Genomic DNA, 20,385 nt, shown 5'->3' with positions numbered 1-20,385 from the left:
GGCCCGCATGACCACACAGATCTCGCTGCACGAGGTGACCAAGTCCTACGGCGACCGGCTTCTGCTGGACGGTGTCTCCCTCTCGGTGCGCCCCGGCGACCGGGTCGGCATCGTGGGGGAGAACGGTGCGGGCAAGTCGACCTTGCTGCGGATCCTGGCCGGTCTGGAGCGGCCGGACGAAGGCCGGGCCGTGCTGACCGCCGACGGCGGTACGGGCTATCTCGGCCAGGTCCCCGACCTGCCGACGCACTGCACGGTCGGTCAGGCGGTGGACGCGGCCCTGGCGGAGTTCCGCGCCATGGAAAGCCGGCTGCGAGCACTGGAGGCGCGGCTGGGTGCCGGGAGACCCGAAGACATGGAGGAGTACGGCCGACTGCTGAGCATCTTCGAACTGCGCGGTGGTTACGAGGCCGACGCGCGGGTCGACAAGGCGCTCCACGGCCTCGGGGTGGGGCATGTGGAGCGGGACCGGCCGTTCGGCAGCCTCTCCGGCGGTGAGCAGGCCAGGCTGGGCATCGCCTGCCTGATCGCCGCGTCACCCGAAGTGATGCTGCTCGACGAGCCGACCAACCACCTCGACGGGGAGGCGCTGGACTGGCTGGAGGGCGCGCTCACGGCCCACCGCGGCACGGTCCTCGCGGTGTCCCACGACCGTCTCTTCCTGCAGCGCGTGGCAGACACGATCGTCGAGGTCGACGCGGACCGCCGGACCGTCGTCCGGTACGGCGGCGGATACGGCACCTTCACCGCCGCCAAGGCCGCGGCCCGCCGCCGCTGGGAGCAGGAGTACGAGCAGTGGTGCGCCGAGACCGTGCGGCTGACGGAGTTCGCGGCGGGCGCCGCGCACGACGTCGCCCAGGGGCGGGCGATCAGGGACAACAACAAGATGGCGTACGACCGGGCCGGCGGACGGGTCCAGGCGTCGGTGGCCGGCCGGGTGCGCAACGCTCAGGAACGGCTCCGTCGGCTGCACGCGGCTCCGGTCCCCAAGCCGCCCGAGCCCCTCCGATTCCGCGCGGGACCGGCGACCGGAGACGCCGAGGGCGCGCTGGTCGAGCTGGACAGCGTACGGGTGGGGGACAGGCTGACGGTGGACGCGCTGACCGTCGCCGCTGGGGAGCGGCTGCTGGTCCATGGGGCCAACGGGGCGGGGAAGAGCACACTGCTGCGGTTGCTGGCGGGGGTGCAGCAGCCCGATGCGGGCACCGTCGCGCGGCGGGGACGCATCGGCTACCTGGCACAGGAGATACCGATGTCCCGGCCGCGGGAGCGGCTGCTGACAGCCTTCACCCGGGGCCTTTCCGGCGACCCGGAGGGGCTCGCCGAACTTCTGCTGTCGTTCGGCCTGTTCCGGCAGGGTGATCTGCGGGTGCCGGTGGGGGCTCTCTCGGCGGGGCAGCGGCGTCGGCTGGCCCTGGCGCGTCTGCTGGCCCGCCCCGCCGATCTCCTGCTTCTGGACGAGCCGACCAACCATCTGGCGCTCGGCCTGGTGGAGGAGCTGGACGCGGCGCTCGCCGCCTGGCCCGGTGCCCTGGTCGTCGTCTCGCACGACCGGCTGCTCGGCCGCCGGTTCGACGGCCGCCGGTGCGAGATACGGGCCGGGCGGGCGGTGTGCGATGACCGTGGACCGGTGACCGAACGGGAGGGTGGAGTGGACGGACGGTGACGGTGCGGCTGGGTCGGCGGCAGCGGGGTACCCGGGCATGAGGCATGTACAGAGCAACCGTTTTAGGGTGGCGGCATGGCACGGCCCCGACGCATCGTCCTCATCCGCCACGGAGAATCGGAGGGGAACGCCGACGACACGGTCTACGAACGGGAGCCCGACCATGCGCTGAGCCTGACCAAGGACGGGCTGCGGCAGGCCGAGGAGGCCGGCGGTCCGCTGCGTGCGATGTTCGGCGACGAGGGGATCTCCGCGTACGTGTCGCCGTACCGCCGCACGCACCAGACCTTCCAGGCGCTCGGCCTCGACATGGACCGGGTCCGGGTCCGCGAGGAGCCGCGGCTGCGCGAGCAGGACTGGGGGAACTGGCAGGACCGCGAAGACGTACGTCTGCAGAAGGTCTACCGTGACGCCTACGGCCACTTCTTCTACCGCTTCGCGCAGGGGGAGTCCGGCGCCGATGTGTACGACCGGGTGGGCGCGTTCCTGGAGAGCCTGTGGCGCAGCTTCGAGCAGCCGGACCACCCGCCCAACGTCCTGATCGTCACCCACGGGCTGACCATGCGGCTCTTCTGCATGCGGTGGTTCCACTGGACCGTGGCGGAGTTCGAATCCCTGTCCAACCCGGGGAACGCGGAATGGCGCTCACTGCTCCTGGGCCCGGACGGCCGGTACACGCTGGACCGGCCGTTCGAGCGCTGGTGTGAACCGGAGTCGTACGGCATCACCGGTTAGAGTGCACACCGATGAGCGCCGACCACCGTGACGCAGACCGCTTCGAGCGGGCCCTCAGCAGCCTGCGCGGACTTTCCCTGGGCGATGCCCTCGGCTCCCAGTTCTTCGTTCCCGCCAACTACCCCCACCTGAAACGCCGTGAGCTGCCGCCGTCGCCGTGGCAGTGGACCGACGACACGGAGATGGCCTGCTCGGTCGTCGCCGTGCTCGCGGACCACGGCCGTATCGACCAGGACGCCCTCGCCCGGTCCTTCGCCGACCACCACGACTTCGACCGCGGCTACGGCCCGGCCGTGAACCGCATGCTCCGCCTGGTCCGGGAGGGCGGCGACTGGCGCGAGCTGGCCTCGGCGCTCTTCAACGGCCAGGGCTCCTGGGGCAACGGCGCGGCCATGCGCATCGCCCCGCTCGGCGCGTGGTACGCGGACGACCCCGAGCAGGCGACCCACCAGGCCGAGATCTCCGCCTACACCACCCACCAGCACCGGGAAGCGGTGGTCGGTGCGATGGCGGTGGCCGCCGCGGCCGCGCTGGCCGCCGCCCCCGGCCGTAAGCCCGCCCCCGAGGCACTGCTGGACGGCGTGCTGGCGCTGATCCCGCGCAGCGCCGTACAGGCCGGTCTGCGGCGGGCCCGGGACATGCTCGACTACGGCAACGCCGGCACGGTCGCCGCAGTGCTGGGCTGCGGGCGCAGGACCAGCGCTCACGACACCGTCCCGTTCACGCTGTGGGCCGCCGCGCGCCACCTCGGCGACTTCGAGCAGGCGTTGTGGGCCACCGCACAGGCGGGCGGGGACGTGGACACGACCTGCGCCATCGTGGGCGGGATCGTCGCGGCGGGTGGCGCCGCACCGCCCCAGGACTGGACGGACCGCACGGAACCGCTCCCGAGCTGGCTGCCGAAGCTCTCCGGGTGAGCAGGAGCTCTCCGGCTGGGCACAGTGGCTCTCCGGTGGCGCCGTAACGGGGGAGGCCGGGGCGTCGACTGGGCCGTGGCCACCTGGCTGGGCCCGTGGCGCGGGAGATCAGGGGCGGGCTGGCCGCCGGGATCAAGAATGCCCGCCGGGCGCATAGTTGATCTATCCCCTGACCGGGGAGGCGCCTACGCCCCCGACAGGCCGCCCTCCCGGAAGCCCCTGATCGGAAAGTCGCTGATCAGCGCCCGTGTCACCGTCTCCCCGGGCTGTTATCGATGATCGGCGACAGGAGTGCTGCGGTCAGGCGGCACCCGGTGCGCACGGCCGCCGGGATTAGGCGTACGCTTGCTGGCGCCATGCCGTACGAGCCCCCAACCCACACCGTCGAGCGATCGCTTCGCGCCACCACGGGCGCCAAGATCATCGCTGGGGTGGACGAAGTCGGGCGCGGCGCCTGGGCCGGCCCGGTCAGCGTCTGCGCAGCCATCACCGGACTGCGCCGCCCGCCGGACGGACTCACCGATTCCAAGCTGCTGACACCCAAGCGACGCAACGAACTCGCGGAAGTGCTCGACGGCTGGGTCACGGCGCACGCCCTGGGGCACGCCTCCCCGGAGGAGATCGACGACCTGGGCATGACCGCGGCACTGCGGCTCGCGGCCGTACGCGCCCTGGAGGCGCTGCCGGTCCGTCCGGACGCGGTCATCCTCGACGGCAAGCACGACTACCTCGGCGGTCCCTGGAAGGTCCGGACGGTCATCAAGGGTGACCAGTCCTGCATCGCGGTGGCCGCGGCCTCCGTGCTCGCCAAGGTCCGGCGCGACACGATGATGGGTGAACTGGTGGGCGTACACGCCGACTTCGCCTTCGCGGACAACGCCGGGTACCCGTCGCCGGCGCATCGTACGGCGCTGGAGGAGTACGGCCCCACGGCCTACCACCGGGTGTCGTGGTCCTACATGGACGCCCTGCCCCGCTGGCGCCACCTGAAGAAGGTGCGCAGCACCCCCGAAGCAGCCGCTCTGGAGGCCGGTGGCCAACTCGGCTTCGACTTCTGAGCGGTGCGGGCATGAATTCGGTACCCGATGACGTGTTCCGCACCTACGTTTGATAGACATCCTTTTATGCCTCTCATCCCCGAGGAGCCTCAGATTCACGAGAGTGTCCCGGGTCCCCGCGCAACTCCGGCCGCCGGCCGCACCGCGTCGACCCCCCGTCCTGTTCCTGGTCCCGGTCCCCGCCCCGCGCCTCCGCGCGGTGCCCCCGCGGCCAGCGCCCGCCCCGGCAAGCCCGGACCCGCCACGCCGTCCCGCGGGCCGGCCGGCGCTCCTCCGGCGCAGCGCCCGGGCCCCAAGCAGCCCACTGCGACCGCCGGTGCCGCCGGCGCCGCTTCCGGAGCGCAGATCCAGCTGATCCCGGCCCCGCAGAACGGCGCACTCGACGCCGCCGAAGAGGCCGTCGACCTGCTGCTGGACTCCGGACGCGCGCCGAGCGACATCCTGGTGCTCACCACCGGTGAGCTGCACCCGTGGGCCGCCCACGAACTGTCCTTCGGCGAAGCGGCCTACTGGGCGCAGCAGGATGCCGCGGACGACGTGTTCTACGCGGACGCCACCGCCGAGCGTGCGACCGGACGGCCCGTCGTGGTCGTCGCGGTCAACGGTGGCGACGAGCAGACCGTCGCCCGGGCGCTGCCCGCCGCGATGACCCTGGCCGGTGCGCTCCTGGTCGTCTGCGGCGACCCGGAGCGGATCAACGCCCTCCTGGGCGTACACGCCTGACCGGCGCTGTCAGGGGGAAGCCCGGCGGCCACGGGCCGTCCGGGCGTCTCGTGCCGGGCGCGCGCGGGCCGTCAGCGGGCCGCGGCACGCCGTCGCGCCTCCAGTGCGCCGGCCGTGCCGCGTCGTGGCGTGCGCCGTCCGTCGCTGTGCGGCGGTTCCGCAGGGGACCGCGGTTCTCCGGCGTACGGCTGCGGGCCTGGCGTGCGCGCCCGTTCCGCGAAACGGGACCGCTCCACCGGAGCACCTCGTTCCGGTGAACCGGGCGGCGACGGCGGTGGTCCGGAGCGTCGTATTCCGTCGATGCCCCTGGACGCTTCCGGCGGCACGGCGTCTTCGGCCTGCTCCGAATCTTTCGGCGGGCCCTGATCCGATGCCGCGCGCCGCTGGGCCGGACGGTGCGATTCCGGTACGCGCGGTTGCCCCGTGTCGCGAAGGTGGACGGGACGTGTGACGGAGCGCGGCCGCCGGCCGCCGCGCCCTTCGCCCAGCACTTGCCAGCCGCCGCGGGTCAGCGTGATGTACGCGCCGCAGCGCAGGCCGTGCAACGTACACGCATCGCGCAGTCCCCACATCCAGGCACCGTCCGCCTCCGTCCAACGTGGGTCGCCCTCCCGGCAGTAGAGCAGCACGGCCGTACGGACCGGCGCCCGTAACCGCAGGTCGTGCGGGACGACCTGGCGCAACTGAGTCAGCAGCGCGTTGCGGAACTCCCAGCCGTCCGGGGCCGCGGCGTGCTGAACGAACGACGCGCTGGCGACGACACGTTCCTCGGGCCCGAGCACCGCCACCACGGCTGTCCAAAGGCCCGGGAGATGCCGGTCGTGCAGGCCGGTGACGACCTCACGCGGGTTGCGCAGCAGGGGAATTCCGGCCGACGCCCACTCGGACGGCTCCAGCATGCGGCTCAGCCGGGCGGCGGAATCGGCGGACGTGGGCAGGGAAACATCCGGGGGCCGGTCGAAGCCGAAGGTCACGGTCCTCCCTTCGTCTACACGTCCGCACACCGGGCGGCGGCGGGCCGTGCGGGCACGGCTCCGGACCGCCGTACCGGGCCGCGGACGGCGGGTACGGGGAAGCGGGTCCAATTCTTACGTTCGTACAGACAAGCGGCAATGCACTCGTCGCACGCAGGGCCGGAATCGGGCGCCGCGGCTGCTTCATTCATGCCCGCCGCACGGGCCTCTGACGCCCGACCACCCCCTTCACCTCACCCTTGTACGGCAAGGACCAGCGGAAACACTCCGGAGGCTCCCGCCTGGCGCAGCAGGCGAGCGGCCACGGCCAAGGTCCAGCCGGTGTCCGCGTAGTCGTCCACCAACAGCACCGGACCGCCCGCCGCCGCCAGGGTCTGCGCCAACTCGGGCGGGACACTCAACGACCCGTGCAGCGCCCGCAGTCGCTGCGCGCTGTTGCTGCGCGGAATGCGGGTGTCCGGTCCGTGCTCCCCGTACGCCACTGTCCCCAGGAACGGCATCCGTCCGACGGCGGCGATGCGCTCCCCCAGGGAACGGACCAGGTGCGGCCTGGTACGGGAGTCGAGCGTCACGACCCCCACCGGACGCGCCGGGGCGTCCGGGGCCCCCGAGGCCCAGCCCCCGGGGCCCTTCGCCCAGTCGGCGAGCACCGTCACCACCGCGGACGCGACATCGTCCGGAATCGGCCCGTCGGGGGCCTGCGCCGTGAGCATCGGACGCAACCGGTTGCCCCACCCGATGTCGGAGAGCCGGCCCAGCGCACGCCCGGCGGCACTCTGCTCACCAGCCGGAATGCGTCCCTTGAGATCGACACCGACGGCAGGCAGCCCGGTCGGCCACATCCGCCGCGGCTCGACCTCCACCCCTGGTCGCCCCAGCTCGCCGCGTGCCGCGTCCAGCGAGGCGGCGGACACCTCCGCGGTGAAGCGTGCTCCCGCGCAGTTGTCGCAGCGACCGCACGGCACCGCGGCCTCGTCGTCGAGCTGCCGCCGCAGGAACTCCATCCGGCAGCCCGTGGTCGTGGCGTAGTCCCGCATGGCCTGCTGCTCGGCGGCACGCTGCCGCGCCACCCAGGCGTACCGCTCGGCGTCGTACGTCCACGGGTGGCCGGTGGCGGTCCAGCCGCCCTTGACCCGGTGGACCGCGCCGTCCACGTCGAGCACCTTCAGCATGGTCTCCAGACGCGAGCGGCGCAGTTCCACCAGCGGTTCCAGGGCCGGCAGCGACAGTGGGCGGTCCGCCCCCGCCAGGACGTCCAGCGTCCGGCGCACCTGCTCCTCGGGAGGGAACGCCAGCGAAGCGAAGTACTTCCAGATCGCCTCGTCCTCGCGGCCGGGCAGCAGCAGCACCTCGGCGTGCTCGACACCGCGCCCGGCACGTCCGACCTGCTGGTAGTACGCGATGGGGGAGGACGGCGAACCGAGGTGCACCACGAACCCGAGGTCGGGCTTGTCGAAGCCCATGCCCAGCGCCGAGGTGGCGACCAGGGCCTTGACGCGGTTGCCGAGCAGGTCGTCCTCGGCCTGCTGACGGTCCGCGTTCTCGGTCTTGCCCGTGTACGGGGCGACCGTGTGGCCGCGCTGCCGCAGGAAGGCGGTGACCTCCTCGGCCGCGGCGACCGTGAGCGTGTAGATGATCCCCGAGCCCGGCAGCTCGTGCAGATGATCGGCGAGCCAGGCCAGCCGGTGCGCGGCGTCCGGCAGCGGGAGCACGCCCAGGCTCAGGCTCTCCCGGTCCAGCGGGCCCCGCAGGACGAGCGCCTCGGCCGCCCCCTCGCCCGTGCCCAGTTGCTCGGCCACGTCGGCGGTGACCCGTGCGTTGGCCGTCGCCGTGGTGGCGAGCACGGGCACACCCGGCGGGAGGTCGGCGAGCATCGTACGCAGCCGCCGGTAGTCGGGCCGGAAGTCATGGCCCCAGTCGGAGATGCAGTGTGCCTCGTCGACGACCAGCAGGCCGGTGGCGGCGGACAGCTTGGGGAGCACCTGGTCACGGAAGTCGGGGTTGTTGAGGCGCTCCGGCGACACGAGCAGGACGTCGACCTCACCCGCCGCCACCTCGGCCTGGATCGTGTCCCAGTCCTCGGTGTTGGACGAGTTGATCGTGCGCGCGCGGATCCCGGCCCGGGCCGCCGCCTCGACCTGGTTGCGCATCAGCGCGAGCAGCGGCGAGACGATCACCGTCGGGCCGCTGCCGCGCTCGCGCAGCAGCGCGGTCGCGACGAAGTAGACCGCCGACTTGCCCCAGCCCGTCCGCTGCACCACGAGCGCGCGGCGGTGCTCGGCGACCAGCGCCTCGATCGCCCGCCACTGGTCCTCGCGCAGCCGGGCCGTACCGCCCGGGTCCCCGACGAGGCGGGAGAGGACGGCATCGGCCGAGGCGCGCAGGTCTTCGTTGCTCATGGCTCCATGCAACCCGATGCCACTGACAACGCGCGAACCGCCGCCCGATCCTGTGGACAACTTCCGTCACCCGCGAGTTATCCACAGGGGTCGCGGTGGCGTGGCGGATCGCGGGATCTTCGAGCCATGAACCAGCACAGCGAATCATCCAGCCAGTCCGGCCAGCCCGAGCAGTACAAGCGGTCCGGCCAGTCCGAGCGTCCCGGTCAGCCCGAGCGTCCAGGCCGGCCCGAGGAGCCCGGTCAGCCCGCGAAGTCCGGTCGACCCGGCCGTTCCGACCTGTCCCGCCCGTCCGTACCGACACGCCCGCCCACCCCGTCCCGGCCGACCTCGGCTTCCCACCCGGCCGTGACCGCTGCCACTGCCGCGGCCACCGGCGCGGCCCAGGCCACCGAGGACGGCGACGCGACCGAAGAGGCCCGGGTCATCCTGCGCGGCCCGGCCGAGCTGGCCGACGCGCTGCCCTACCTCCTCGGCTTCTTCCCGGACGACAGCGTCGTCCTCGTCGGCCTGCACGGTCAGCGGGGGCGGTTCGGCAGCCGGGCCCGCCTCGGCATCCCGACCGACCGGACCCAGTGGGGGTACGTGTCCGAGCAGCTCGCGGGCTCGCTCGTGTCGCTCGGTGAGGAGCGCCGCTCCCGCCCCGAAGGGATCATCGTCTACCTCTGCCAGGAACCGGCGCGGGGAGAGAGCGGCTGGGACGTGAAGGAGCGCCTCCGCCCGCTCGCACAGATGCTGCGCGTCGCCTGCGGGGCGCTGGACGTCCCGGTGCTCGACGCACTGTGCATCTCCGACGGCCGCTTCTGGTCCTACTGCTGCCCCGACTTCCGCTGCTGTCCCGCCGCAGGCACGCCGCTGACCCCGCCGGGTACGTCGGTGATGGCCGCCGCCGCTGCCTACGCGGGCATCCAAGTGCGCGGGTCACTGCGCGAGTTGGAATCCCGGCTGGCCGCCTGGACCGGGCCGCGCGCGGCGGGGCAGACCACCGCGCTGGACGCCGAGGCCCACGCGCTCGTCCCATGCATGATCCACGAGGACGCGGCGGCACCCGTACGGGCGGAGACCCTGGCACGGGCGAGCGACCTGCTCCGCCGGTTCCGTGAGGACCCGCCCACGGGCAGCCGCCGGGCCAGGGACGCCTGTGACGACGCGCTCCTGACGGATGCCGAGGCCGCCCGTCTCATCGTCGGGCTCCAGGACCGCGTCGCCCGGGATCGCGCGGCCGAGTGGATGGAGGGGCCCGACGCCGAACCCTCGCTGCGCCTGTGGCAGGCGCTCTCCCGCCGCTGCGTCGGCGGCTACGCCGAGTACGCCGTGGCACCGCTCTCCCTGGCGGGCTGGGTCGCCTGGGCTACGGGCGATCAGCCGTCCGCCCGCGTCGCGCTCGGCCGCGCGCTGACCCTGGACCCCGAGTACCTCTTCGCCCAGCTCCTGCACCGCGGCATCAACCAAGGGCTGGACCCGGAAACACTGCGCCGCTGCCTGCGGGAGGAGCGGGACGAACGAGCCGATGGCGCGTCGGCGAGCGGTGTCGTACTGGCGTCCAAGCGTGACTCCGTACCGGTGCTCGTGGACGGCCCTGCGGCTGCGCCCGGTGCCTCTCCGGGGACGGCCCGGCCGGGTGAGACCGGCCGCGGTGACGGGTCGGAGCGGCCCGCCGCGTCGGACGGCCCCGGCGGGGCGGGGCGCCCCGGCGGTAGCGGACGTTGCGGTGGCTCCGACCGCCCTGGCGGTCCGCGCGGCAGCACCCGTCCCGCCTCGCGTACGGGCACCGGACGGGGTGGGCGGCGGTCCGCCCGCCCCGGTGACCGGAGCCGGCCGTGAGCCCGCCGGTGCGGGAGCGCCGGCGTGACCTGGGCGCCGGCCCTGGCGTTCACCTCTGTGGCGCAGTCCGTTTGGAGCCCAGACCCCAGCAGGGAGCGCAGAGAGTGTCAGGCATGGTCCCCACCACTCAGCCGGCCCGCCGGGCACCCGGAGATCACCGTTCCGGGGTGCCCCGGCCACCGGAACCGCAGCCGGTCCACCGGACCTTGATCTGCGTGGCGCTGCCCGCGCTCGCCATCTCCTCCGACCAGGGCCAGCTCACCGGCCGGGGGACGGACGGCTTCTACCGGGCCGGGCGGCGCGTCCTGTCCCGGTGCCAGCTGAGCGCGGGCGGCGCCGAGCCCGTGATCGTGCAGGGCCGGCTGATCGCGTCCGACCGCGCACGGTTCGTCGGGACGGTCCGTACGGCCGTCGACCGCGGCCCGGACCCCGAGATGCGCGTGGAACGGCTGCGCTCCGCCGACGGGGTCGAACGGATCACGTTCCACAGCAGCGCACCACGCCGGGTGCGGCTGCCGGTGGAATTGCGACTGGGCACGGACCTCGCCGATCTCGGCGCGATCGCCGTCGGTGTCGCCGGACCCGAACTGCCCGCCATCGTGCACGGGTCCGGGCTGCGCTGGTCCGCCGCGGGGACCCACGCCGTGATCGCCGCGACCCCGGCCCCCACCGACGTCATGGCCTCGGCCGGACTGCTGTGCTGGGAGCTGGACCTGCCACCCGGTGGCCAGCACACCATCGAGGTGCGGGTCCGGCTGGAGCATGCGACGTCGGGAGCTTTCGCCGGCCGGCCGGGTCCGCCGCTCCCGGCCACGCGCGGCGGCGAGCAGCCGCCCCGCCCGTGGTCGGCGGCGCGGCTCCAGTGCGACGACCCCCGGGCCGACGCGCTGCTGGCGGCCGGGCTCGACGATCTCCACGGTCTGCTGATGCGTGGCCCGGGTGCCCCCACGGACACGTACATCGCGGGCGGGGTTCCCTGGCGCTGCGGCCTCTCGCCGGCCGAGGCCCTCTGGGCAGCACGCATGCTGCTCCCTTTGGGCACCCGCCTCGCGGCCAACACGCTGCGCACCCTCGCACATGTCCAACTGACCGGAGCGGGGACGGATTCCGGCCGAATTCCGGGCGCGCTGCGGGACGCGGGCCCGTACGCCCCACCCAGTTGTACGGGCGTCGAGGCGACGCTGCTGTTCCCCGCGGTGCTCGCCGAAGCCCGCCGCTGGGGCCTGCCCGACCGCGACACGGAACAGTTGCTCCCGGCGGCGGAAGGCTGCCTGAAGTGGCTGCGTACGACGGTGGGCGACGACGGGAGCGTGCCCGGTGACGGAGCCCTGGGCGGAGGCAGCGGCTACGTCCCCGACCCGGCCCCCGGAGGGCCGTACCGCTGTGCGACCCAGGCACACGCGCACCGCGCCGCGCTGCTCGGCGCCGACCTCCTCGACGCCTGCGGCAGACCGGGAGCGCCCGCGCTGCGGGAGTGGGCGGCGGGACTGCGGACCCGGTTCCGTGAGGAGTTCTGGGTGGAGAGCCGCAGCGGTGGCAGCCCGGCCGTACTGCGCACGCCGGGCGGCCGGCTGCTGCCGCACTTCGGCTCCGCGGCCGTCCACCTCCTGGACACCGGACTGGTCGGCGGCGGGCGCACCGCCGTCGGCCTGCTCGACGCCGTACGCACGGAGCGCCTCGCCCGCCTCCTGGGAAGCCCGGCCATGGACTCGGGCTGGGGTCTGCGGGGGCTCGGAGCCCAGGAGAGCGGCTACAACCCCTTCGGGCACCGCAGCGGCGCCGTACGGGTCCACGAGACGGCGGTGGCCGTCGCCGGCCTGGCCGCCGCGGGCCATGAGAAGGAGGCCGCCTCCCTGGTCCGCGGGCTCCTCGACGCGGCACAGAGCTTCGCCTACCGGCTGCCGGAGATGTACGCGGGCGAGCAGCGCACCCGTGACGGCGCCCCCGTACCGCATCCCGCGGCCTGCCGGCCGGCCGCCGTGGCCGCCGCGGGCGCGGTACACGCCCTGACCGCGCTGGCCGGGGTGCGCCCCGACGTCCCGGCGGGGACCGTGGCGGTCCGTCCGGTCGGCAGCGCGCCGCTCGGCGCCATGCAGTTCACCGGGCTCAGCGTCGCCGGGCAGCCGTTCGCCGTGCGGATCAGCAGACTCGGCCTCGGGCTGGTCGAGGAGGCGGCGAATGGCTTGCAACTGGGGGCGTGAGATGCGTCAGGGCCTGATTATCGTCAGGCGGACGACTATGATCGCGCCATGCCTCCCTACGACCCGTCGGCCTTCCCCCCGTTCGCCGTTACCGTCGACCTGGTCGTGCTCACCGTGCGCAGGCACGCGCTGTGCGCGCTGGCCGTGCGACGCGGCGAGCCGCCGTTCCAAGGGCGCTGGGCCCTGCCGGGCGGGTTCGTGCGGAGCGACGAGGACCTGGAGGCCGCCGCCGCCCGGGAGCTGGCCGAGGAGACCGGGCTGCACGCCCACTGCCCGGCGGGTCCGCCGCCGCCCTACGGCGCGCACCTGGAACAGCTCGCCACGTACGGCGACCCCAAGCGCGACCCCCGTATGCGGGTGGTCAGCGTCGCCCACCTGGTGCTCGCACCGGACCTGCCCGCCCCGACGGCGGGGGGCGACGCCCACAGTGCGCGCTGGGCCCCGGTCGACACGCTCCTCGACCAGGACGGCGGCCTGGGGCGCGAGGGCGAGCAGACCGCGCCGCTCGCTTTCGACCATGCCCGGATCCTCGCGGACGGGGTGGAGCGGGCCCGCTCGAAGATCGAGTACTCCTCGCTCGCCACCGCCTTCTGTCCGCAGGAGTTCACCGTCGGGGAACTGCGCAGGGTGTACGAGGCGGTGTGGGGCGTGGCCCTGGACCCCCGGAACTTCCACCGCAAGGTCACCGGCACACCAGGCTTCCTGGTGCCCACCGGCGGGACGACGACCCGTCAGGGAGGCCGCCCGGCGCAGTTGTTCAGAGCCGGTGGTGCGACCCTGCTCAACCCGCCGATGCTGCGTCCGGAGGTCTGAGCGGTGGGCGGGTGACGGCCGTTCGGCGGCGGGAAGGGCGGAGGGTCCTGCCGCGTGGCGCCGTTGTCGGCGGAACGTGACACGCGTGAGCGTCAACTGGCGGGCATTACCGACAAAACGGACAGGCGGGGTTACCGTGGCCGGGTGAGTCCCCACCTCCTCCTCCCCACCGCCTCCGTGCGGTCCCGCACCCCGTGGGGGGCGCGATGATCCAGGCCATCGGGCTGACCGGCGGCTCCCGCGAGGGGCGGCGCCCCGCCGTCGACGACCTCAGCTTCGAGGCCCCGGCCGGCCGGATCACCGTCCTGCTCGGCGACGAGGGGGCCGGCAAGACCACCGCGCTGCGGCTCATGCTCCAGTTGGAGAGCGGTCGTGGTGTCGCGCTCTTCCGCGGCCGTCCGCTGCACCGGGTGCCGAACCCGGCCCGCGAGATCGGCGTGGTCCTCGGGGACGTGCCCGGTCATCCCGGCCGTACGGCGCGAGGGCACCTGCGGATGCTCAGCGCCGCCGCGGGAGTTCCGGCATCCCGGGCCGACGACGTCCTGGACGTCGTCGGCCTCAGTGGCCTGGCCGACGAAAAACTCGGCGCCTTCTCGCGGGGCATGGACCGCAGGCTCGGCCTGGCCGCCGCTCTTCTCGGCGACCCGCACACCCTCCTCCTCGACGAGCCCTCCCGGGACGTGTCCCCGCGCGAGGCGGCGTGGCTGCACGGCCTGCTGCAGGGCTATGCGGCGCAGGGCGGTGCCGTACTGGTCACCTCCAGCGACGCACGGGCGGCCGCCCGGCTCGGCCACCGGGTGGTCACCGTCGAGGACGGCCGTCTGGTCGCGGACCAGACGGCCACCGACTTCGCCCGGACCCGGCTGCGCCCGCGCGTCGTCGTCCGCTCCCCGCACGCCGACCGGCTCGCGTCTCTGCTCGTCGACGAGGCGCAGCGTGCGCGCCCGGGGGCGGATCCGCAGGCGGGCCGCGCGGTCGAAGTCGTACGGGAGAGCGGGAGCCGTATCGCCGTCTACGGCAGTAGCTGTGCCGCGGTGGGCGACACGGCGTTCCGGCACGGCATCCTCGTGCACCGGCTCGCCGACGAGGTGGGGTACACCGGACCCGTCACGCCGCTCGATCGCGCTGACGGCCGCGCCCGGAATCGCGCCGTACCGGCGGCCGCGGGCCCCGCCGCAGAGGGCGCGGTCGCGCGGAACCCGGTCGCGCAAAGCCCGGTTCGGCAGAGCCCGGCCGCTCAGGACCCGGCCGCCCAGGGCCCGGCAGCGCAGCACCCTGCCGCACACTCTCCGGCTACATCTGTCGCTGCTGCAGCCCCAAATGGCACAGCCCTCGACATCGTCGAGACGTGTGATGCCGCTGGGACGGCCGAGGCTGCCGCGGCCTTCAGGGCTCCCGATGACCCCACAGCTCCCGGGCGCCCCGAGATGCACGCGGCGTCGGCCGCACCAACCGTCGCTGCCGCTGTAGCTGCCCCAGCCCCCACCCCGCCGCCCGGTCCGGACGACACGACGCCCTCCGCGTACGTACTCCCTTCACCCGCCCCCATCCCGGCCGACCCGCGATCCGCCCCCACCGCCCCGATCGACCCGCGATCCGCCCCCACCGCGTCCATCCAGGCGGGCCCAGACCTGGCACCCGCTCCACCCGCCCTGCCTCACCCGAACCCCTCGCCTCCTCCCACCTCACCACCACCCCACACCTCCTCCAACTCCATTTCCACCTCCTCTACCTCCTCCACCTTCAAACCCCTCAAGCCCCTCCGCACCTCCCTCTCCCCGGGCTCTCCCGGCCCCGCCCCCGCTTCGCCGGAAGACGCCGCCCGGAAGCTCGTCAGCCTGCGCTTGTCGGGCCGTGGCCCGGCCTGGCCGCTGCGTTACGAGTTCCGCCGCGCCACGACCGACCCCGCCGGTCCGCTCGTGATCGTGCTCGCGCTGGCGGTGGCTCTGATCTTCGCGCTGGTGCTGGCCCGTGCCGGGGACACATCCCGGGTGCATGTGCTCACCGGTTGGCCGCGTCAACTTCCGTTCCCTCCGGTGGCGCTCGCGGCCGGGCTGATCGGGGCGCTCTCCTTCGGCCAGGAGTTCCGCTACCCGGCGCTCGCTCCCGAACAGGGCACGGTGCCCCGCCGCCTCGGCCTGCTCGTGGCCAAGCTGCTGGTCAGCGGTGGCGCGGCGGTGCTGCTCGCGATCGGTACGCTGCTGCTCGACGGCGTGGCGGTGCAGGGCCTGTTCGGTTCCGCCGGCCTGCCGCCCGGGGGTGATGTGAAGGTGCTGGCCGTCAGTTGGTCGGCCCTCCTGGCCGGTTGCGCGTGGGCGGGTGTGCTGGCGGCCGGTGTCTTCCGGTCCACCGCGACGGGAATGGCCGTGGTCCTGGCCGTACCGGTGCTCGTGCTGCCGCTCGTGCAGCATGCGTTGGCCGCTCCGGCGGCCCGGTCCCTGGTGGGAGTTCCCGCTCGGCTGCGCTCGGCGGCGCTGGTGCAGTGGCCGTCCGGGTTCGACCAGGCCGTCGAAGTGGTGCTGCGGCTGGCGGCCCAACCGGTAGGCGGCGCACTGTCGTTGTCGATCACCGCGCTGGTCCTCGCCTATGCCCTGACCGCTCTGCGGAGGAGGGCCCGCTGACCCTCAGGGGGCGCATTCGTGCGCAGTCGGCGCGGTAGGGGCCGAGCCCTCCCGTGGGGAGCACCTTTCTTTCCGATAAAGCGTCAATTGGGGAACGATGGGCGATCACCCTTTCGTGTGCTTTTCACCAAAGACCTCAAGGGGTCCCGGGGGGTCGCCGACAAATGATGCGTGAGTACCCTTGCGCACACCATGATGACCGCGGCTCGCCCCGCCGACGCCGGCCTCACCGGCCCGGGCGAGCTTGACCGCTACTCCTACGCCGCCGCGGGCGCACCCGGCCCCGGCGGTGTCGCCCACGCTCCGGGCGCCGAGCGGGCCGACCGCGTGCCGCCCGTCTGGGACGGGCCCGACGCGGACATGGCCCGGGCCGGCCGCCGCGCGGCGGGCAACCGAGGGCGCGGGCTGCACGGCCAACTCGTCCAGCAGCTCGGCCAGATGATCGTCTCCGGCGATCTCGGGGCGGACCGCCCGCTCGTCCCCGAGGAGATCGGCCAGCGCTTCGAGGTCTCCCGCACCGTGGTCCGTGAGTCGCTGCGCGTTCTGGAGGCCAAGGGCCTGGTCAGCGCCCGCCCGAACGTGGGCACCCGGGTGCGCCCGGTCAGCGACTGGAACCTGCTCGACCCGGACATCATCGAGTGGCGGGCGTACGGCCCGCAGCGCGACGACCAGCGGCGTGAACTGTCCGAGCTGCGCTGGACCATCGAACCCCTCGCCGCCCGGCTCGCCGCCGGCCACGGCCGCGACGACATCCAGCAGCGCCTCGCCGACATGGTCGAGATCATGGGCCACGCCGCCGCCCAGGGTGACACGCTGACCTTCGGCCGCGCCGACGCCGAGTTCCACACCCTGCTGCTCCAGCTCGCCGGCAACCGGATGCTGGAGCACCTCTCCGGCATCGTCTCCTCGGCCCTGCACGTCTCGGGCGGCCCGTCCGGCGGCTGCGAGCGGCCCGCGGAGAAGACCGTGGGCCAGCACATGCGGATCGTCGACGCGATCGGCGCCGGCGATGCGGCGGGCGCCGAGTCCGCGATGCGTGCCCTGCTGACCGCCCACGGAGAGGCCGGCGGCCAGGGCGCCGGCGGTGCCGGGGATCACACGGTCCCGCCGCCCCGCGAGCACTGAGGGGCCGACGCCGCCGAAGATCCCCGCCCACCCGGGGAGGCCCGTACCGGCCGGGAAGGCCCGGCCGAGAGGCGCGTACCCGTACGGGACGGGAAGCGCGTCCGCACGGGACGGACCGCCGGAGAGCGTGCGGGCCACCCGGGGGCGCGAAGAGCAGACGCCAGGCGCACGGAGTGCATGGGGGCGCACAGGGCGTGCGGAGGTCGGCGGAGCGCGCCGACGTGGGCGTGGGGTCCGCGACAAGTGCGCCACCGCGAGCGAGCGGCGTGCGCGGGCCGCAGTACGTCAGGCCGCCGGGCCCGGGAGCATGATCCGGGCCCGGCGTTTGCTTGGGAGGATTGCGCACCGTAGAGGGGGGAATGTCTCGTTATGCGGTGTGACTCGGGCCACGCAGATTGGGCGTAACGCTCGCCGGGGAGGCGCGATGACTTAAGAGGTGATAGCCGAGGAGGGAATGCGAGCGGCGTTTTCGGCGCTGTTCAACTCCCCGGCTTCCCCTGCGCCGTCGGTCCATCCCCGCCGACGGTCGTCGGCTCCGATCCACCGTGGACGGGGTCGGAAGCCGTTTCCATCGTTCCGAGAGGTTGTTCGTGTCGGCCAGCACATCCCGTACGCTCCCGCCGGAGATCGCCGAGTCCGAGTCAGTGATGGCGCTCATCGAGCGGGGAAAGGCTGATGGGCAGATCGCCGGCGATGACGTGCGTCGGGCCTTCGAGGCTGACCAGATTCCGCCAACCCAGTGGAAGAACGTTCTGCGCAGCCTCAACCAGATCCTCGACGAGGAGGGTGTGACGCTGATGGTCAGTGCCGCAGAGGCGCCCAAGCGCACCCGCAAGAGCGTCGCAGCGAAGAGTCCGGCGAAGCGCACCGCCACCAAGACCGTCGCGGCCAAGACGGCCACGGCGAAGAAGGCCACCACCGCGGCCGCCCCGATGGGTGACGTGTCGTACGGCGAGGCCGAGGGCGGGCCCGAGAAGAAGGCGGTGGCCAAGAAGGCCGCCGCGAAGAAGACGGTCGCGAAGAAGACCGCCGCCAAGAAGACCGTGGCGAAGAAGAGCGCCGCCAAGAAGGACGTCGACGAGCTCCTCGACGACGAGCCGATCGAGGAGGCGGCGCCCGCCGGCAAGGGCGGCGAGGCCGCGGCCGAGGTGCCCGAGGGTGCCGAGAACGCCGGGTTCGTGCTGTCCGACGACGACGAGGACGACGCCCCCGCGCAGCAGGTCGCCGCGGCCGGCGCCACCGCCGACCCGGTCAAGGACTACCTCAAGCAGATCGGCAAGGTCCCGCTGCTCAACGCCGAGCAGGAGGTCGAACTCGCCAAGCGCATCGAGGCGGGCCTGTTCGCCGAGGACAAGCTGGCCAACTCCGACAAGCTGGCGCCGAAGCTCAAGCGCGAGCTGGAGATCATCGCCGAGGACGGCCGCCGCGCCAAGAACCACCTGCTGGAGGCCAACCTCCGTCTGGTGGTCTCGCTGGCCAAGCGCTACACCGGCCGCGGCATGCTCTTCCTGGACCTGATCCAGGAGGGCAACCTCGGTCTGATCCGTGCGGTCGAGAAGTTCGACTACACGAAGGGTTACAAGTTCTCCACGTACGCGACGTGGTGGATCCGCCAGGCGATCACCCGCGCCATGGCCGACCAGGCCCGGACGATCCGTATCCCCGTCCACATGGTCGAGGTCATCAACAAGCTGGCCCGTGTGCAGCGCCAGATGCTCCAGGACCTGGGCCGCGAGCCCACTCCGGAGGAGCTGGCCAAGGAACTGGACATGACCCCCGAGAAGGTCATCGAGGTCCAGAAGTACGGCCGTGAGCCGATCTCGCTGCACACCCCGCTGGGTGAGGACGGCGACAGCGAGTTCGGTGACCTGATCGAGGACTCCGAGGCGGTCGTGCCGGCCGACGCGGTCAGCTTCACGCTGCTGCAGGAGCAGCTGCACTCGGTCCTGGACACGCTCAGCGAGCGTGAGGCGGGCGTGGTCTCCATGCGCTTCGGCCTCACCGACGGCCAGCCCAAGACGCTGGACGAGATCGGCAAGGTCTACGGCGTCACGCGTGAGCGGATCCGTCAGATCGAGTCCAAGACGATGTCGAAGCTGCGTCACCCGTCGCGCTCCCAGGTTCTCCGCGACTACCTGGACTGATCCGGAAGCGGCCGTTCCGGACGGCCGTACGAGTGCATTGCGGGCCCGGACCCCCTCGGAGGGGGCCGGGCCCGCGGTGTGTCCGGGTGCGTGATGCGCCCAACTGTCTCACCCTGGGTGTGCGAACACTTCCGCACAGTCAGGAGCGTGTATGCGTGCCTACGTCCGGGCCGCCATCGGGGCCCTCGTCCTGCTTCTCGCCGTACCGGTCACCGCGCAGGCGGACGCGGCGGTCGTGGGGGGCCGGCAGGTGAAGGTCTCCGACAACCCGTGGATGGTCGCCATCGCTTCCCGTTCCCGGTTCGGCGCCGACCGCTCGGGGCAGTTCTGCGGCGGTGTGCTGGTCGGCCGCGCGACGGTGGTCACGGCGGCGCACTGCCTGAGCCGCGCGGTGCTGGGTGTGGAGTGGCAGCAGGTCAAGGACCTGCGGATCATCGTGGGGCGCGAGGACATGCGGGGCCGGGGCGGGCAGGAACTGGTGGCGCGGCGGGTCTGGGTGAACCCGACCTACGACAGCTACAGCAATGCCGGTGACATCGCCGTCCTCACGCTCGGCAAGCAGATGCCGAAGGGCCGGGCGCTCGCGATGGCCAAGGCCGGTGACCCCGCGTACAAGGCGGGCACCAAGGCGAACGTGTACGGCTGGGGCGACACCACGGGTAACGGCTCGTACGCGTCCACGCTCCGCTCGGCGGAGGTCCAGATGTTCTCGAACGCGGCCTGTAGCAGGGCGTATCCGGGCAATGCGGACGGCCGGTATCTGTCCGGTTCCATGCTGTGCGCGGGAGTGCCGAACGGAGGCCGGGACGCCTGTCAGGGCGACAGCGGAGGTCCGCTGGTGGCGCGGGGGCGTCTGGTGGGGCTGGTGTCCTGGGGGACGGGCTGCGGGAGGGTGGGCAAGCCGGGCGTCTATACGCGCATCTCGGCGATGATCAAGCACGTGACCGCCCATGGGGCCGGCTGAGGGCCCCGGAGCGGACTTCCCGGTCCGTGGTGCGGGGGGTACGGCGGCAGCGCCCCAGAGCGCCGCGAGGGGCGCTTGAAGGCGCAACCGTCATGGTCGTGTCGGCGGCGGGCCGACGGTGGCCGCGGTGCGGGAGCTGACGAGTGCGGGCGGCCCCCCGGTGGTGCCGGGGGGCCGCCCGCCGCACGGCCCTAGGCCGCTGCTCGCTCGTCGTCGGATGC

Annotated in this window: 13 protein-coding genes and 1 pseudogene; 12 read left to right on the top strand and 2 right to left on the bottom strand. The window is 73.4% G+C overall.

Annotated elements, in window-relative coordinates; translation table 11 throughout:
* Positions 1–7 precede the first annotated feature (7 nt).
* From abc-f to EJG53_RS10355, 5 genes are all read left to right on the top strand, one after another.
* The gene (abc-f, locus tag EJG53_RS10375) at positions 8–1,666 is read left to right on the top strand and encodes a ribosomal protection-like ABC-F family protein (RefSeq protein WP_125044617.1); all 1,659 of its coding nucleotides are present in this window, start codon (positions 8–10) and stop codon (positions 1,664–1,666) included.
* Between the two features lie 75 nt (positions 1,667–1,741).
* Positions 1,742–2,401 (top strand): histidine phosphatase family protein, encoded by a 660-nt coding sequence (locus EJG53_RS10370; protein ID WP_125044616.1) that lies wholly within the window; start codon positions 1,742–1,744, stop codon positions 2,399–2,401.
* 11 nt (positions 2,402–2,412) lie between these two features.
* Positions 2,413–3,318, top strand: a complete 906-nt coding sequence (locus tag EJG53_RS10365; protein WP_125044615.1) for an ADP-ribosylglycohydrolase family protein — start codon at positions 2,413–2,415, stop codon at positions 3,316–3,318.
* A gap of 356 nt (positions 3,319–3,674) precedes the next feature.
* Entirely contained in the window at positions 3,675–4,376 is a 702-nt protein-coding gene (locus EJG53_RS10360; protein ID WP_125044614.1) for a ribonuclease HII, read from the top strand.
* A gap of 66 nt (positions 4,377–4,442) precedes the next feature.
* Positions 4,443–5,099, top strand: a complete 657-nt coding sequence (locus EJG53_RS10355; RefSeq protein WP_125044613.1) for a hypothetical protein — start codon at positions 4,443–4,445, stop codon at positions 5,097–5,099.
* Between the two features lie 422 nt (positions 5,100–5,521).
* Here EJG53_RS10355 and EJG53_RS10350 read toward each other — a convergent pair.
* Positions 5,522–6,073, bottom strand: a pseudogene (locus tag EJG53_RS10350) (hypothetical protein); the annotation flags it as partial.
* A gap of 233 nt (positions 6,074–6,306) precedes the next feature.
* Complete coding sequence (locus tag EJG53_RS10345) at positions 6,307–8,472, bottom strand: RecQ family ATP-dependent DNA helicase (protein ID WP_125044612.1); 2,166 nt, start codon at positions 8,470–8,472, stop codon at positions 6,307–6,309.
* A 126-nt stretch (positions 8,473–8,598) separates the two neighbouring features.
* Here EJG53_RS10345 and EJG53_RS10340 point away from each other — a divergent pair, with 126 nt between their 5' ends.
* From EJG53_RS10340 to EJG53_RS10310, 7 genes are all read left to right on the top strand, one after another.
* Positions 8,599–10,296 (top strand): DUF4192 domain-containing protein, encoded by a 1,698-nt coding sequence (locus tag EJG53_RS10340; protein ID WP_244955090.1) that lies wholly within the window; start codon positions 8,599–8,601, stop codon positions 10,294–10,296.
* 113 nt (positions 10,297–10,409) lie between these two features.
* A complete protein-coding gene (locus EJG53_RS10335) occupies positions 10,410–12,497 on the top strand; it encodes a glycogen debranching N-terminal domain-containing protein (protein WP_125044611.1) in 2,088 nt (695 codons plus the stop codon).
* 48 nt (positions 12,498–12,545) lie between these two features.
* Positions 12,546–13,310, top strand: coding sequence for an NUDIX hydrolase (locus EJG53_RS10330; RefSeq protein ID WP_125044610.1), 765 nt, complete (start codon positions 12,546–12,548; stop codon positions 13,308–13,310).
* 206 nt (positions 13,311–13,516) lie between these two features.
* Complete coding sequence (locus EJG53_RS10325; protein ID WP_125044609.1) at positions 13,517–15,931, top strand: ATP-binding cassette domain-containing protein; 2,415 nt, start codon at positions 13,517–13,519, stop codon at positions 15,929–15,931.
* Positions 15,932–16,123: 192 nt separating this feature from the next.
* Positions 16,124–17,056, top strand: a complete 933-nt coding sequence (locus EJG53_RS10320) for a FadR/GntR family transcriptional regulator (RefSeq protein ID WP_125049297.1) — start codon at positions 16,124–16,126, stop codon at positions 17,054–17,056.
* A gap of 584 nt (positions 17,057–17,640) precedes the next feature.
* Positions 17,641–19,200, top strand: coding sequence for an RNA polymerase sigma factor (locus EJG53_RS10315; RefSeq protein WP_125044608.1), 1,560 nt, complete (start codon positions 17,641–17,643; stop codon positions 19,198–19,200).
* A 151-nt stretch (positions 19,201–19,351) separates the two neighbouring features.
* Positions 19,352–20,164 (top strand): S1 family peptidase, encoded by an 813-nt coding sequence (locus EJG53_RS10310; protein WP_125044607.1) that lies wholly within the window; start codon positions 19,352–19,354, stop codon positions 20,162–20,164.
* The last annotated feature ends 221 nt before the right edge of the window (positions 20,165–20,385 follow it).

The sequence above is a fragment of the Streptomyces chrestomyceticus JCM 4735 genome, assembly GCF_003865135.1.
GTDB lineage: Bacteria > Actinomycetota > Actinomycetes > Streptomycetales > Streptomycetaceae > Streptomyces > Streptomyces chrestomyceticus.
The sequence above is the reverse complement of the archived record's forward strand: the minus strand, read 5'-3'. Positions and strand labels throughout refer to the sequence as shown.